Source organism: Actinomadura sp. RB99, assembly GCF_014706005.1.
GTDB lineage: Bacteria > Actinomycetota > Actinomycetes > Streptosporangiales > Streptosporangiaceae > Spirillospora.
Genome location: NZ_JABMCA010000069.1, coordinates 35,683 through 49,546, shown reverse-complemented (window position 1 = coordinate 49,546; position 13,864 = coordinate 35,683). Strand labels below are relative to the sequence as shown.

Here is a 13,864-nt window from a genome sequence, read left to right as displayed (position 1 = left end):
GCGCGCCGGGCGCTCGCCGACCGGCTCCGGGCGCCCCGGCCCGGCGAGCCTGTCCCCGGCGAGCCCGTCCCCGGCGGGACCGTCGCCCTCCAGGCGGCCCACGATCGCCGCAGGGCCGCCCGCGGCCCTCCGGCCGCCCCCCGGGAAACCCGGACCGTCCGAGGGGCGCGCGTGGCCGATCAGCGCCTCCTGGATGCGCCGCATCAGCAGCCCGCGCGCCTCGTCGGGGTCGTCGACGCCGACCAGGTCCACGTAGGTGATCGTCGACAGCAGCCCGTCGATGGGGCAGTCCTCGATCCGGACGGTGACGAGCTTGCGGGCCGGGTCGTCCGGGTCGGCCCGCAGCGCCGCCATCCACTCCAGCCGGCCGTACCGCGAGCGCAGGTAGTTGCGCGACAGGACCGCCACCACGGCCTTGGCCTCCGACAGCCCCCGGTCCATGAAGTCGATGAAGTTCGTGCCGGGCACGAAGTCCCACGCCTGCATCATCGTCCGGTGCCCGGCCGCCTCCAGCTGCCAGGCGATCCAGGACGCCCACCGCTCGTCCGCGGGGGAGTAGCTGATGAAGAAGTCGGTGGGACGCTCCTGCCGTGGACGGCCGCCGGGGGGAGTCATGCCGCCAGTATCGCGCCTGGGAAGGCGATCTCGAGCGCATCGGCCCGGTGAGCCGCCGGCGCACCGGCCGGGTTATGGGATCATGGCGCGCGTGTCGCCCCCGATCGAGACCGTCCGCCGCGCGGCCCGCTCGCTGGGCGTTCTCGACTGGATCCGCATCGGCGTCCTCGCGCTCGGCCTCGTCTTCGTCGCGACCGGTGCGCTGCCCGCCGAGACCGCGCGCTCCAGCGTCGGGCGCATCGCGCCGCTGCTGCTGTTCCTGTTCGCGATCATCGTGCTCGCGGAGCTGACCAAGGAGGCCGGCGTCTTCGACGCCATCGCCCAGCGGGTGGCGCGCGCCGGGCGCGGCCGCTACGCCGCCCTGTTCCTGCTGTGCGTGGCGTTCGCGTCGGTCAACACCATCTTCCTCAACCTCGACACGACGGCGGTACTGCTCACGCCCGTCATGCTGGCGCTCGCGGCGCGCGCGCGGATCGCGGCTCTGCCGCTCGCCATGACGACCGTGTGGCTCGCCAACACCGCCAGCCTGCTGCTGCCGGTCTCCAACCTGACGAACCTGCTCGCCTCCGACCGCGTGGCCCTGGAGACCCCCGCGTTCGCCGCGCGGATGTGGCTGCCGCAGGCGGCGGTCCTGGCCGTCACCATGGCGCTGCTGTGGGTGTTCTACTGGCGGCGCCGCATGCGCGGAGAGGACGCCTACGACCCGCCGGAACCCGTCCCCGTGCGCGACCGGGTGCTGTTCTCCGCGACCGGCGTCGCGTGCCTGCTGTTCATCGGCGCGATCCTGGCGGGCGTCCACACCGGGATCCAGCTCGGCATAGCGACCACGGTGGCCGCCGCGGTGGCCGTCGCGGCGTTCGCCGTGCGGGACCGCTCGGCGCTGCGCCCGGCGCTGATCCCGTGGCAGCTGATGGTGTTCGTCACCGGGCTGTTCCTGGTCGTCCCCACGCTGGAGCGCTACGGCCTCGACGACGCGATGCGCGCGCTCGTCGGCACCGACGACGGCGCCTCGGGAGCGTTCCGCGCCGCCTTCTCGGGGGCGGGGCTGTCGAACGTCCTGAACAACCTGCCCGCCTACGTCGCGGGCGAGTCCGCCGTGCCCGCGGCCAACAAGGACCAGCTGCTCTCGCTGCTCGCCGGCACGAACGTGGGGCCCGTCATCACCCCGTGGGGGTCGCTCGCCACGCTCCTGTGGTTCGAGTGGTGCCGCCGCTGGGACGTCCGGGTCCCGATGCGCAAGTTCGTCCTGACCGGGGCGGCCCTCGCGGTCCTGGGCTGCGCCGCCGCGGTCGGGACGCTGCTGCTCACCCGCTGACGCGCCCCAGTGAGGTTCAGGGGGAGGGCAGGCTCAGGGGGAGGGGCTGCTCAAGGGGAGGGGACGCTCCAGGCGGCCGTCTCCAGCAGGCGGTCGAGCAGCTCCGGACGCGCCGCGACGAAGCTCAGCTCCGACGGCGGCCGGTCGATGCCCAGCTCGTACGGCGCCCCGTCCAGGCGGCGCAGCTCCGCGCCCGCCTCCGCCGCCAGCAGCGCCCCCGCCGGAAGGTCCACGATCTCCGGCAGGTAGCCGACGAACCCGTCGATGTCGCCGCGCGCCAGCATCGCCCACCCCACCAGCGGCGCCCACAGCTGCAGCATCCGCGCGCACCCGGCTTCCACTCGCGAGCGCAGCCCGAACGCCTCGGCGTCGCCCGGGCCCACCTGGTGGCCCTGCGTCCACGCCAGCACCGGATTGCGCTCCCGCCCCGGACGCGGGCGCTCCGGCAGCGTGAGCGGCGCCCCGTCGGGGCCCTGCGCGCCCCCGCCGTTCAGCGCGGACCAGGTGCGCCCCGTCACCGGGTCATGGACGACGCCCAACACCGGCTCCGCGCGCGCACACAGCGCCAGGCCGACCGCGTACACCGGCATCCCGATGGCGACGTTGTTGGTGCCGTCCAGCGGATCGACGAGCCACACCATCTCCTCGCCTGGGGCGCCGTCCAGGATCCCGGACTCCTCCGCGATGATGCGGTGCCCCGGATACGACGCGCGCAGCCGCTCCAGGATCAGCGACTCGGCGGCCGTGTCCAGCTCCGTCACCACGTCCCCGGCCGTGCCCTTCGGGCGGGCCTCCACCGGCCCGTCCACCCGCGACCGCAGCAGCGTCCCCGCCGCCTCCGCCGCCTCGACCGCCACCCGGCGGGCCTCCGAGAGATCGACCGGGAGGGCCGGTGACGGGGTGCCGGTTCTCATCGGGGCCTCTCCAGTCGTTGACGGGCCCGCCTACCGGCGGGCCGAGCGGTGCCGGCGCCCGTACGGGCCGGAGGACGGCGGTTCGTCGGGCAGGGGCGCGACCCCGGCGGGACCGGGATGCGCGGTCGCGATCCGGTGCGCCGAGCGCCGCAGCGCCCGCACCGTGTCGCCGGGATCGGACCGGGAGCGCCGCACCCGGTGCGTCGGGACGTCCAGCGGACCGAGCGACAGGTCCCCGCCGCCGGGCGTCTGCCGCCCCAGCGCCACCGTCGCCGCGTCCAGGCCGTCCTCGATCAGCGTGCTGTGGAACACCCCCGCGGGCAGCGTGTACGACTCCCCGGTGCGGTGCGTCGTCGAAGGGCCCGGACGGTAGCGGACGGCGCGGCCCGTCGCCCGCAGCTCGTCCACGTCGCCGCTGCTCACCACCTCGAACACCTGACCGGCGCTCTCCGCCGCCGCGGCGCCGCCCGGAGCCGCGCCCGGCTCTTCGAGGACGTCCATCCGGACGTTCCGCACCGTCCCGTACAGGACGAAGCTGAGCAGGTCCCAGCTGTGGCAGTGCACCGGCGACGTCGTCGACGGGGCGGGCCGCACCTCCGGCGTCCAGATGTGCAGGCACACGCCGAGATCGCCGCTGCGCTCCACCGGCAGGCACAGGAAGCCCAGGGGGTGGCGCACCGCCGCGACCGGCGAGCGGCCCGCGACGACGTCCTCCAGGACCCGCTCCGCCCACGCCGGCAGCGTCCGCGCGGCCCGGCCGGCGCGGATCTCCCCGCGGATCTCCTCGTACCTCATCCCGGCCCGCCACGTCCTGCCCGCGGCCCGGTCATTCGTACGGGTCCTTCGCGCGCAGCGCCTTCCGGATGATCTCGATGACGTCCCGGTCGGTGTAGGAGTGCGCCAGCTCGATCCCGATCACCTCGAAGAGCTTGCGGACCTCCTCGACGGTCGGCTCGTCGTCCAGCGGCGCCAGCCGCGCCTGCTCCACCGGCACCCGGCGCGCCTGGTCCAGGCTCGTCTGCAGCTCGGCGCTCACCCAGCTGTAGTAGAACTTGTCGTTGTCGACCACCAGCGCCTCGCCGCGCGGGTCGTCGCGGGTCACCACCAGCCGCGACGACGCCAGGTCGTAGCGCAGCGTCGTCATCGTCCGCGCCAGGCCGATGTCGATGTCGAGCATCCCGAAGCGCTGCTTGTGCCAGCACGCCGCCAGGAGCGTCGCGTACGCCTCCTTGCGGGTGCGCTCCAGCGTCCACTTCTCGCCCGTCGCGTCCGGCGAGTCCGACACCGAGCGCCGGTGCCGCGCGTACGCCTCGCAGACCTCCACGTTCGTGGGGTCGAGGATCTCCAGCCGGAACAGCAGCGTGCGCCGGTCCCTGCGGGCGGCCGCCACGCACTCGGGCAGCGTCTTGGCGCGGATGTAGGTCCCGGTGCCGCCCTTGAAGAACCACCGGTCGGTGTCGCGGCGCGCCTCCTCCAGCACCTGCGCGACCTGCCCGCCGCCGATCACCCGCACGACCGCCGTCTCGTCCAGCGCCCGCTTGGTGCCCGCCAGCACGCTCTCGAACTCCTCGATGTGCGCCAGCCGGCCGCTCAGCTCGTCGAGCGTGGACGCGGACGCGCGCAGCGTGTCGCGGACCTCGGCCTCCACCGGGATGCGGCGGCCCCGGTCGCGCAGCACCGAGGTGGCCAGCAGCGCGATCACCGCCAGGATGGCGCTGTTGGTGATCTCCGCCTCGTGCGGCAGGTTCACCCCGAGCCCGAGCACCGCGACGGTGATCGCCAGCAGCAGCGCGATGAAGGCGTCGGCGTTCTTCCCGAGCCAGTTGGCGAAGCGGGTCATGGTGTGCGACATCCCCGTCCTAGTCGGCGCCGTCATCGTAACCACAGCACGGGGACGGCGGGAAAGCCCTGCGGGCGGGGCGTCGCGGGCACCGCCGGGCCACACCCCCGTCACCGGGACCCCCGCCTGCGCCGCCACCTGGGCGAAGACCGGTCGAACCGGCTCCGCCCCGCGGAGCCGGTTCGGGTCCCCTGGCCTGCCTATAGGCTCGTCGCATGCACCTGCGGGGCTGGTGGTCGGCGGCGTGGCCGACGCGGCGTTCACGCGCGCTGGACGTCACCCTGGCCGTGTCCTTCGCGGTTCTGGACGGCCTCTTCCTCTGGTTCTCCCCTCAACATTTCTGGCTGCCGCACACCGTCACGTCGGCGTGCAGCGTCGTCCTCGGCCTCTGCATCGTCGTGCGGCGCAGGCACCCCGTCGCGCTGGCCGTCTTCGCGATGGTGTTCAGCGCCGTCACCGGGGGCGGCGCGTTCGTCGTCCTGGTGATCCTCTACTCGCTGGCGGCCTACGCGGCGTCCCGCCGGATCGTCCTCGGGGTCGCGGCCCTGAACTACGCCGTCGGCCTCGCCTTCCCCCCGCCCACGTCGAGCAACGACAGCTTCCTCGCGCAGGCGATCTTCGGCATCACGTTCACCGGTGTCCCCGTCCTGCTGGGGCTCTACATGGGCGCGCGCAAGCAGCTCCTGGCCTCGCTCCAGGAACGCACGGCACGCCTGGAACGCGAGCAGCACCTCCTGGCGGAGCGCGCGCGGGGCGAGGAGCGCACCCGCATCGCCCGCGAGATGCACGACGTGGTCGCCAACCGGATCAGCGTCATGGTCGTCCACGCCGGCGCCCTCAAGGCCGTCGCCGCCCGCGACCCCGGGCGGGCCGCCGAGACCGCCGCCGTCATCGGCGACATGGGCCGGCAGGCCCTGGAGGAGCTGCGGCACGTGATCGGCGTCCTGCGGCAGGGCGAGGAGGCCCTCCCGCAGGAGGCGGTCACCCTGGAGCACGTGCGGGAGCTGATCGGCCAGTCCGGCGCGGCGGGTCTGCGGGTCGCCCTGTCCGTCCGCGGCGCGGAACGTCCCATGCCCAGCGCGGTGGGACGGACGCTCTACCGGCTCGTCCAGGAGGCCCTGACCAACGTGCACAAGCACGCCGGCGCCGCCGACACCCGCGTCGAGCTCGGCCTGCTCCCCGAGGCGATCGAGGTGGAGATCGCCAACGACCCGCCCACCGCGCCGCCCGCGCACGACCTGCCGAGCGGCGGGCACGGCCTGGTCGGCCTGCGGGAGCGGGTCACCGCCCTCGGCGGCAGCTTCGAGGCCGGGCCGCGCGGCGGCGGCTACGCCGTCAAGGCCCGCCTCCCGCTGCCCGCCTCCTGATCGTTTCACGGGGCTGACCTGCGGAAATATCGTGGGGTCCGCGATTGTCGTACCTGCTGCATAGAGTGGGCGGCAAGCGAAGGAAAGACCAGGGGGAGAGGCGATCATGCGGCCGATCACGGACCTGCGGCGCCGCGTGGCGCCGTTCGAGGTCGTCACCGAGATGACGCCGTCGGGCGACCAGCCGCAGGCCATCGCCGGGCTGACCGAGCGCGTCGAGCGCGGCGACAAGGACTCGGTGCTGCTCGGCGCCACCGGCACCGGCAAGACCGCCACCATCGCGTGGCTGGTCGAGAAGCTCCAGCGGCCCGTCCTGGTCATGCAGCCGAACAAGACGCTGGCCGCGCAGTTCGCCAACGAGCTGCGCGAGATGATGCCCGGCAACGCCGTCGAGTACTTCGTCTCGTACTACGACTACTACCAGCCCGAGGCGTACATCCCGCAGACCGACACCTACATCGAGAAGGACTCCTCGATCAACGACGAGGTCGACCGGCTGCGGCACTCGGCGACCAACTCGCTGCTCACCCGCCGCGACACCATCGTCGTCGCGTCGGTGTCGTGCATCTACGGCCTCGGCACCCCGCAGGAGTACGTCGACCGGATGGTCCGGCTCCGCGTCGGCCAGGAGATCGACCGCGACGACCTGCTCCGCCAGCTCGTCGGCATGCAGTACAGCCGCAACGACCTCGCGTTCACCCGCGGCACGTTCCGGGTCCGCGGCGACACCATCGAGATCATCCCGCAGTACGAGGAGCTCGCCGTCCGGATCGAGATGTTCGGCGACGAGATCGAGAAGCTCGCCACCCTGCACCCGCTCACCGGCGAGGTCATCACCGAGGACGAGGAGCTGTACGTCTTCCCCGCCTCGCACTACGTCGCCGGCCCGGAGCGCATGGAGCGCGCCATCCGCGACATCGAGGCCGAGCTCGAGGTGACCCTCGCCGACATGGAGCGGCAGGGCAAGATGCTGGAGGCGCAGCGGCTGCGCATGCGCACCACCTACGACATCGAGATGATGCGCCAGGTCGGCACCTGCTCCGGCATCGAGAACTACTCCCGGCACATCGACGGCCGCGGCCCCGGCACCGCCCCCAACACCCTCCTCGACTACTTCCCCGAGGACTTCCTCCTCGTCATCGACGAGTCGCACCAGACCGTCCCGCAGATCGGCGCGATGTACGAGGGCGACGCCTCCCGCAAGCGGATGCTGGTCGAGCACGGGTTCCGGCTCCCGTCCGCGATGGACAACCGGCCGCTGAAGTGGGAGGAGTTCCTCGACCGCATCGGCCAGACCGTCTACCTGTCGGCGACGCCCGGCCCCTACGAGATGAACCGGGTCAAGGGCGACGTCGTCGAGCAGGTCATCCGCCCCACCGGCCTGATCGACCCGGAGATCGTCGTGAAGCCGACCAAGGGGCAGATCGACGACCTCGTCCACGAGATCCGGCTCCGCACCGAGCGCGACGAGCGGGTCCTCGTCACCACCCTGACCAAGAAGATGGCCGAGGACCTCACCGACTACCTCCTCGAACTCGGCGTCCAGGTCCGCTACCTGCACAGCGAGGTCGACACGCTGCGCCGCATCGAGCTGCTGCGCGAGCTGCGCGCCGGCGAGTTCGACGTGCTGGTCGGCATCAACCTGCTGCGCGAGGGCCTCGACCTGCCCGAGGTGTCGCTGGTGTCGATCCTGGACGCCGACAAGGAGGGCTTCCTGCGCTCGGAGACCTCCCTCATCCAGACGATCGGCCGCGCCGCCCGCAACGTCTCCGGCCAGGTCCACATGTACGCCGACACCGTCACCCCGTCGATGGAGCGCGCGATCGACGAGACGAACCGGCGCCGCGCCAAGCAGCAGGCCTACAACGAGGAGCACGGCATCGAGCCGACGGCGCTGCGCAAGCGGATCGCCGACATCCTCGACTCCCTCGCCCGCGAGGACGCCGACACCGAGACGCTCATCGGCGGCGCCGGCCGCCAGCAGAGCCGCGGCAAGGCGCCCGTCCCCGGCCTCGCGTCCCGCACCAAGGAGGTGGGCCGGCACGCCGCCGACCTGGTCGGCGACCGGCCCCGCGAGGAGCTGGAGGGCCTCATCGAGCAGATGACCGAGCAGATGCACCAGGCGGCCGCCGACCTGCAGTTCGAGCTCGCCGCCCGGCTCCGCGACGAGATCAAGGAGCTCAAGCGCGAGCTCCGCGAGATGAAGGAGGCCGGCGTCCGATAGCCGGCGTCCGGTGCCGGGTGGCCCGCGGCCGAGGCCCAGTGGCTCGCGGCCGGCGTCCGGTGGGCCGCGGCCAGTCTCAGGTGGCCCGCGCGGGCCGCGTCGCGGGAAAACGGCTGGCGATCATCGGCGGCCGCGCGGACGATCGGGGCATGCGCAGAACCGGACCCGAGGGACGCCGCATCGCCTGGGAGACCGCGGGAAGCGGCCCGCCCCTCGTGCTCCTGCACGGATCCTTCGGCCACCGCGGCGTCTGGCGCTCCGGCGGCCACGTCGACGCGCTGGCGGGGGAGTACCGGCTCGTCCTCATCGACGCGATCGGCTACGGCGAGAGCGACGCGCCGCTCGACCCGGACGCCTACCGCGTCGAGCGGCAGGCGGACGACGTCGCCGCCGTGCTGGACGCCGAGGGCATCGGCCGGACGGCCTTCTGGGGCGCCTCGATGGGCGGCATCGTCGGACTCCACCTGCTGGCCCGCCGCCCGGAACGGCTCACCTGCCTGATCGCCGGAGGCGCCCACGCCGGCGAGGTCGGGTTCGCCCGGGCGGAGGTCGAGCAGGAGGCCGCGCTGTGCCGCGAGAAGGGCGCCGCGCCGTTCGTCGAGGCGGCGGAGAGGCAGGGCTTCCTGCCCGGCTGGATGCGCGACGCGATGCTCGCGGTCGACCCGGAGGTGCTGGCCGCGCAGACCCTCGGGGCCTCCGGCCGGCCCGGCGTCGACGGCGCCGTGGCGGCGGCGGGCGTGCCGGTGCTGCTGCTCACCGGGGACCGCGATCGCCGGTTGCCGGGGATCCGCCGCACCGCCGAGGCCGTTCCGGACGCCTCGCTGGTGGAGCTTCCCGGCTGCTCCCATATGGACGCTTTCCTGCGCCTCGACCTCACCCTGCCTGTGGTCCGGCCGTTCCTGCGGCGGTACGCGGAGGCGTGAGGCGCTACCGCGCGGGCGCGGCGCGGGCCATCTCGAACTGAAGCTCGTCCTTGCCGGGGCGGCCGGGCTTCGCGGGGCCCGTCCTGGCGAAGCCGTGCCGGGCGTAGAGGCGCTCCGCGCGATGGTTCCCCTCGAAGACCCAGAGCCTCAGCTCGGCGAAGCCCCGTTCGGCGGTCCAGTCCAGGGCGGCGCGGACCAGGAGGTCGCCGACGCCCTGGCCGCGCGCGGACGGCGCCACCCACATGCCGACGAGCTCGGCCGCCGCGCCCTCGTCGGGAACGACGGCGGCCAGGCCGGCCGGGCCGTCGCCGTTCTCGGCGAGGAAGGTGTTGCGGGCGGCGAGCCGGTCCTGCCACACGCTCGGCGCGAACGCCTCCTCGCGGGCGAGCGACGACCAGAAGGCGTCAGGTGACTCGGCCAGGGACGCCAGCCGGACCGACCGGTACAGGGCCCAGTCGCCGACCTCCAGCAGCCGCACCGTCGCCATGCGGGACACGGTCGCATCTGCCCCGAGCCGCCGGCAACCCGTTTCCGGCGGCGACGCGTGTCCGATGGCGACCCGTGTCCGAAGGCGACGCGTTTCGGGGGGACGCGTTTCGGGGCGACGCGTGTCCGGTGAAAAAGGGGAGGCCGTGCGCCCGCGCGGCGTCCTAGGCTCGCGGGATGGAGTACGACGTCCGACCCGCCCGGCCCGGGGACCTGGCCGGGCTGCCGTCCATCGAGGACTCCGGCGACCGCCTGTTCCGGCCGCTCGGGATCGTGTTCCCGCCCGGGCCGACCATCGCCGAGCAGATGATCGCGAATGGCGCCGAGTTCCTCGTGGCCGGGGACCCGCCGGTCGGGTTCGCGACCGTCGAGGAGGTGGACGGCGCGACGCATCTGGAGCAGATCTCCGTCCACGCGGACCTCGCCGGCCGGGGGATCGGCACCCGCCTGCTGCGCGCGGTGGTGGACGGCGCGGCCCGGCGGGGCTCCCCGGGAGTGAGCCTCCTGACGTTCCGGGACGTCCCGTGGAACGGCCCCTGGTACGCCCGGCACGGCTTCGCCGAACTCCCCGAGGAGCGCTGGGGACCGGGCATCCGCGCCTACTGGGACGCGGAGATCGCGGCCGGCCTGCACGACCTCGTGCCGCGCGTCGTGATGTGGCTCCCGCTGCCCGCGCCCGGCACCGGATGAGGCGCGGCCGCACGTATGGTGGTTCTCCGGGAACGCGCGACGCCCCGCCCGCGTCCCATTACAAGATCTACAACGTAAAGGCGGACGGTCGGGGGCGCCCGGCGTCCCGGTTGCGCGAGGAGGACGATTGACCCCCGGGTCCTGGCCGCGTCGGCTGCGGGAGCGCCTGGGCGAGCGCGGGCTCGCCGGCCTCGTCCTGGTGGGGCTGCTGGCCCTCGCGGTGGTTCCGCTGGTGGCGATGCCGGCCGCGCGGTGCAAGGCGTTCGGGAGCGGGTGCCACCGGCCGAAGCCGCCGGTCCGCGCCGATCCGGTCGTCGCGAAGGAGCACCAGGTCACGCCGGTCGAGGCGGCCACGCGCGGCGCGTACGTCGCGCTCGGCGACTCGTACTCGGCGGGCGTCGGGGCCGAGGCGACGGTCGCCGACAACAACCCGCTCAACCGGTGCCGCCGCACGTCCAAGGCGTACTACCACGAGGTCTCGACGGCGTTCCGGTTCGCCAAGGGGTCCTCGTTCTGGGCGTGCTCGGGCGCCACGACGGCCGACGTCCTCAAGGGGCGGTACGGCGAGCCCCCGCAGCTCGGCCGCGTCGACGCCGGCACCAGCCTGGTGACGATCAGCATCGGCGGCAACGACGTCGGGTTCTCCAAGGTGCTGGGCGGCTGCGTGGTGCACCTGCCGTGGAGCCACAGCTGCACCGGCCAGGGCGCGGACATCGCCGCCCGGATGGCGAAGCTCCGCGGGAACCTGCCCGCCCTGCTGGAGAAGATCACCGACCGGGCGCCGTCCGCGCGGGTGATCGTGATGGGGTACCCGAAGGCGTTCTCCGAGATCACGGGGGTCGGCGGGGACAACATCACGGTCTCGGACCAGCGCTGGCTGAACGCCCGCGCCTACGACCTCGGGCAGATCGTCCGGCAGTCGGTCGCCGAGGCGGACGCGCGGGTCGTGGCGCGGCACGGCCGGGGGAGCGTGGAGTTCGTCGACGCCTACAGCGCGTTCGCCGGCCACGAGGCGGGCAGCGCGGTGCCCTACATGAACGGCCTGGCGCTGAACCTGTCGGCGCTGGAGGCCGAGCCGCGCAGCTTCCACCCGACGGCCGCCGGGCAGCACGCGCTCGCGCAGCTGTTCCTCGCGCAGATCCAGAAGGGCCCGGGCCGCCCGCTGTCCTGAAACGGCCACGATGCGACGTACGTCCCGGTTCTGACGTGCGGTGACGCCCCTCCGGCATGCCCGCGGGAGGGGCGTGCCGTGCGCCGGAGCGCCGGTCCGACTTTCAGAAAGACACTGCTGTCTGTTTAGCTGTGCGGTGTCCGGTCGCCCGACTCCTGGAAGAGAGCCACGATGCCCGAGCTCCTGCGCAGGACCCTCGCCGCCGCCCTCGCCGCCGCGGGCCTGTCCGTGCCCGCGCTCCCCGCGCACGCCGACTCGCCGGTGCCGCTCGGCGGCGGCTCCGGGATCGTCCAGCAGGTCAAGCAGGTCTCCGGCGGCGGCTACAGCTTCGAGCTGTGCACGCTGACCGCCATCGGCCACGACGCCGACGGGAACCTGGTGGGCCTGACCAACGCGCATTGCTTCATCGACGCCGACGGCAACAAGCTCGTGGGCGACACGGTCTACGCCAACACCACCCCCGCTGGGACGCCCGGCTCGCCCGCCCCGGCCACCTTCGACTTCGACGCGACCATGGCGATCGGCCCGATCGGCAAGGTCACCTACGTCAGCGAGCCGAACAACTACGCCTCCGGGGGGCCGCGGGGCCTGGACTACGCGGTCATCAAGCTCGACCCGGCCAAGGTCGCCCCGGCCGCCGCCGTCGGCGCCCCCAACGGCTCGACGACGATCGACTCCGTCGGCCAGGTCCCCGCGTCCGGCACCCGGATGTGCAAGCAGGGGCACACCACCGGCCTCACCTGCGGCGCCACGCTCGGCGCCGACGCCCCCTGGTACTGGACGCTGATCTGGACGTGGGCCGGCGACTCCGGGGCCCCCGTCGTCAACGGGACGGCCCTGACCGGCTCGGCGTGGGGCGCCCAGCACTTCACGCCCATCACGAGCATCCTCGACGACATGAACGCGCACGGCGGCGTGGGGGCGGGCTTCCGCGTCGGCTGACGGCCTCCGGTTCCAGGCGCCTCCCTGCGGCCGCGGGGAGGCGCCGCCGTTTCGGCTCACGTCCCTTCGCGGGGGAGGGCGCGCTCGACGGCGAGGGCCACGAGGTCCTTCAGGTCGTGCTCGGCGAGGACGCCCGGCAGCGTCAGGCTCTCGACGATCAGCCAGTTCAGCGCGAAGTAGAGCAGGCGCACGGTGTCGGCGTCGCCGGGCAGGCCCGCCTCCACGTGATAGGCGATGTTGGCGTCCAGGTCCCGGCGCACCCGCTCGGTGAGGACGGTGCGCAGCTCGGGCCGCCGCGTCGCCTCCAGGCGCAGCTCGAGCAGGGCCAGGTAGCCGGTGCGGAACTCGGAGATCCGGCCGACCGCGTCCTGGAGCAGCCCGGTGACCTTGGCGGCGTCACGCGGGCCCTGCAGGCCGCCCGCCATGGTCGCGGCGTCCGGCTGGAGCCGCTCGTAGATGCGTCCGCCGGCCTGGGTGAACAGGTCGTCCCGCTTGGCGAAGTAGTTCGACGCGGTCCCGACGGGCACGCCGGCCTCCGCGTCCACGGCGCGGAACGTCAGCCCGCGCGCCCCGTCCCGGGCCAGGACCTCGATCGCGGCGTCCACCAGCGCCGCGCGCCGCTCCTCGTTCCTCCGCATTGACACCACTCCATCCGTAGTACTAAGTTCAAACCACTTCAAACAGAGTACTACGAACGGAGTTCGATTTATGCGCAAGCTCGTCTACTACGTCGGCGTCAGCATCGACGGCTACATCGCCGGTCCCGGCGGGGAGGTCGACTTCTACCCCCTCGGCGACGACACGACGGACTGGATCAAGGACAACCTCCCCGAGACGCTGCCGACGCACGTCCGCCCCCACCTCGGCGTGGACGCGGACGCCCCCCGACGGCGGTTCGACACCCTCGTCATGGGGCTCCGCACCTACCAGCCGGCGCTCGACATCGGCGTCACCAGCCCGTACGCGCACATGCGCCAGTACGTGGCGTCCACCACCCTGCCCGCGATCGAGGACCCCGCCGTGGAACTCGTCCGCGAGCCCCTCGGCCTCGTCCGCGCCCTCAAGGCCGAGGACGGCGACAGGGACGTCTGGCTCTGCGGCGGCGGCAGGCTCGCCGCCGCGCTCCTCCCGGAGATCGACGAGATGATCGTCAAGAGCTACCCGGTCGTCGCGGGCGACGGCATCCCGGCGTTCTCCGGCCGGTTCGACCCGACCCTGTTCACCCCCGACCGCCGCGAGACCCTCCCCAGCGGCACGCAGATCACTTGGTTCTCCCGCAAGGGGTAACCGCTTCGAAGCTGGTGCCCCGTCGTTCAGTTGAAGCAGGTCGGTAAGGGGCTCGAAGATTCTCGGCTTCTGGGTGATGACCGGGATGCC

14 protein-coding genes are annotated in these 13,864 nt (G+C 73.4%); 8 read left to right on the top strand and 6 right to left on the bottom strand.

The features are described from left to right. On the bottom strand, positions 1-615 hold a 615-nt coding region (locus tag amrb99_RS39545; protein WP_190866182.1), incomplete at its 3' end, for a toll/interleukin-1 receptor domain-containing protein. A 91-nt stretch (positions 616-706) separates the two neighbouring features. Between amrb99_RS39545 and amrb99_RS39540 the strand changes: the two genes are divergently transcribed. Next, positions 707-1,930 carry an SLC13 family permease gene (locus amrb99_RS39540; RefSeq protein ID WP_347257047.1) on the top strand — a complete coding sequence of 408 codons (1,224 nt, stop codon included), beginning with the start codon at positions 707-709 and terminating at the stop codon, positions 1,928-1,930. A gap of 50 nt (positions 1,931-1,980) precedes the next feature. On the opposite strand, the gene amrb99_RS39535 is transcribed toward amrb99_RS39540, so the two are convergent. Genes amrb99_RS39535 through amrb99_RS39525 form a run of 3 tightly spaced genes read right to left on the bottom strand, consistent with a single transcriptional unit; the run spans position 1,981 to position 4,696 of the window. Continuing rightward, entirely contained in the window at positions 1,981-2,844 is an 864-nt protein-coding gene (locus tag amrb99_RS39535; protein ID WP_190866178.1) for an inositol monophosphatase, read from the bottom strand. Positions 2,845-2,874: 30 nt separating this feature from the next. Further along, positions 2,875-3,639 carry a hypothetical protein gene (locus amrb99_RS39530; protein WP_190866176.1) on the bottom strand — a complete coding sequence of 255 codons (765 nt, stop codon included), beginning with the start codon at positions 3,637-3,639 and terminating at the stop codon, positions 2,875-2,877. 31 nt (positions 3,640-3,670) lie between these two features. Further along, positions 3,671-4,696, bottom strand: a complete 1,026-nt coding sequence (locus tag amrb99_RS39525; RefSeq protein WP_241756354.1) for a hypothetical protein — start codon at positions 4,694-4,696, stop codon at positions 3,671-3,673. A 203-nt stretch (positions 4,697-4,899) separates the two neighbouring features. Between amrb99_RS39525 and amrb99_RS39520 the strand changes: the two genes are divergently transcribed. From amrb99_RS39520 to amrb99_RS39510, 3 genes are all read left to right on the top strand, one after another. Further along, complete coding sequence (locus amrb99_RS39520) at positions 4,900-6,051, top strand: histidine kinase (protein WP_190866174.1); 1,152 nt, start codon at positions 4,900-4,902, stop codon at positions 6,049-6,051. A gap of 106 nt (positions 6,052-6,157) precedes the next feature. Continuing rightward, the gene (uvrB, locus tag amrb99_RS39515; RefSeq protein ID WP_190866172.1) at positions 6,158-8,275 is read left to right on the top strand and encodes an excinuclease ABC subunit UvrB; all 2,118 of its coding nucleotides are present in this window, start codon (positions 6,158-6,160) and stop codon (positions 8,273-8,275) included. Between the two features lie 149 nt (positions 8,276-8,424). Beyond that, positions 8,425-9,198, top strand: a complete 774-nt coding sequence (locus amrb99_RS39510) for an alpha/beta fold hydrolase (RefSeq protein WP_190866169.1) — start codon at positions 8,425-8,427, stop codon at positions 9,196-9,198. A 4-nt stretch (positions 9,199-9,202) separates the two neighbouring features. Here the strand turns inward: amrb99_RS39510 and amrb99_RS39505 are convergent, their stop codons facing one another. Beyond that, positions 9,203-9,685 carry a GNAT family N-acetyltransferase gene (locus amrb99_RS39505; RefSeq protein WP_190866166.1) on the bottom strand — a complete coding sequence of 161 codons (483 nt, stop codon included), beginning with the start codon at positions 9,683-9,685 and terminating at the stop codon, positions 9,203-9,205. Positions 9,686-9,861: 176 nt separating this feature from the next. Here amrb99_RS39505 and amrb99_RS39500 point away from each other — a divergent pair, with 176 nt between their 5' ends. From amrb99_RS39500 to amrb99_RS39490, 3 genes are all read left to right on the top strand, one after another. Next, positions 9,862-10,374, top strand: coding sequence for a GNAT family N-acetyltransferase (locus amrb99_RS39500; protein ID WP_190866164.1), 513 nt, complete (start codon positions 9,862-9,864; stop codon positions 10,372-10,374). A gap of 127 nt (positions 10,375-10,501) precedes the next feature. After that, positions 10,502-11,545, top strand: a complete 1,044-nt coding sequence (locus amrb99_RS39495) for an SGNH/GDSL hydrolase family protein (protein WP_190866162.1) — start codon at positions 10,502-10,504, stop codon at positions 11,543-11,545. 171 nt (positions 11,546-11,716) lie between these two features. Next, positions 11,717-12,487 (top strand): trypsin-like peptidase domain-containing protein, encoded by a 771-nt coding sequence (locus amrb99_RS39490; protein ID WP_190866160.1) that lies wholly within the window; start codon positions 11,717-11,719, stop codon positions 12,485-12,487. Positions 12,488-12,543: 56 nt separating this feature from the next. On the opposite strand, the gene amrb99_RS39485 is transcribed toward amrb99_RS39490, so the two are convergent. Then, positions 12,544-13,125, bottom strand: a complete 582-nt coding sequence (locus amrb99_RS39485; RefSeq protein ID WP_190866158.1) for a TetR/AcrR family transcriptional regulator — start codon at positions 13,123-13,125, stop codon at positions 12,544-12,546. A 70-nt stretch (positions 13,126-13,195) separates the two neighbouring features. Here amrb99_RS39485 and amrb99_RS39480 point away from each other — a divergent pair, with 70 nt between their 5' ends. Next, complete coding sequence (locus amrb99_RS39480; RefSeq protein ID WP_190866155.1) at positions 13,196-13,774, top strand: dihydrofolate reductase family protein; 579 nt, start codon at positions 13,196-13,198, stop codon at positions 13,772-13,774. The last annotated feature ends 90 nt before the right edge of the window (positions 13,775-13,864 follow it).

Bases quoted from the DNA above. Each gene is read 5' to 3' on its own strand.
- amrb99_RS39535 (WP_190866178.1), bottom strand. From the start codon at position 2,844: ATGAGAACCGGCACCCCGTCACCGGCCCTCCCGGTCGATCTCTCGGAG.
- amrb99_RS39530 (WP_190866176.1), bottom strand. From the start codon at position 3,639: ATGAGGTACGAGGAGATCCGCGGGGAGATCCGCGCCGGCCGGGCCGCG.
- amrb99_RS39525 (WP_241756354.1), bottom strand. From the start codon at position 4,696: ATGTCGCACACCATGACCCGCTTCGCCAACTGGCTCGGGAAGAACGCC.
- amrb99_RS39520 (WP_190866174.1), top strand. From the start codon at position 4,900: ATGCACCTGCGGGGCTGGTGGTCGGCGGCGTGGCCGACGCGGCGTTCA.
- uvrB (WP_190866172.1), top strand. From the start codon at position 6,158: ATGCGGCCGATCACGGACCTGCGGCGCCGCGTGGCGCCGTTCGAGGTC.
- amrb99_RS39510 (WP_190866169.1), top strand. From the start codon at position 8,425: ATGCGCAGAACCGGACCCGAGGGACGCCGCATCGCCTGGGAGACCGCG.
- amrb99_RS39505 (WP_190866166.1), bottom strand. From the start codon at position 9,685: ATGGCGACGGTGCGGCTGCTGGAGGTCGGCGACTGGGCCCTGTACCGG.
- amrb99_RS39500 (WP_190866164.1), top strand. From the start codon at position 9,862: ATGGAGTACGACGTCCGACCCGCCCGGCCCGGGGACCTGGCCGGGCTG.
- amrb99_RS39490 (WP_190866160.1), top strand. From the start codon at position 11,717: ATGCCCGAGCTCCTGCGCAGGACCCTCGCCGCCGCCCTCGCCGCCGCG.
- amrb99_RS39485 (WP_190866158.1), bottom strand. From the start codon at position 13,125: ATGCGGAGGAACGAGGAGCGGCGCGCGGCGCTGGTGGACGCCGCGATC.
- amrb99_RS39480 (WP_190866155.1), top strand. From the start codon at position 13,196: ATGCGCAAGCTCGTCTACTACGTCGGCGTCAGCATCGACGGCTACATC.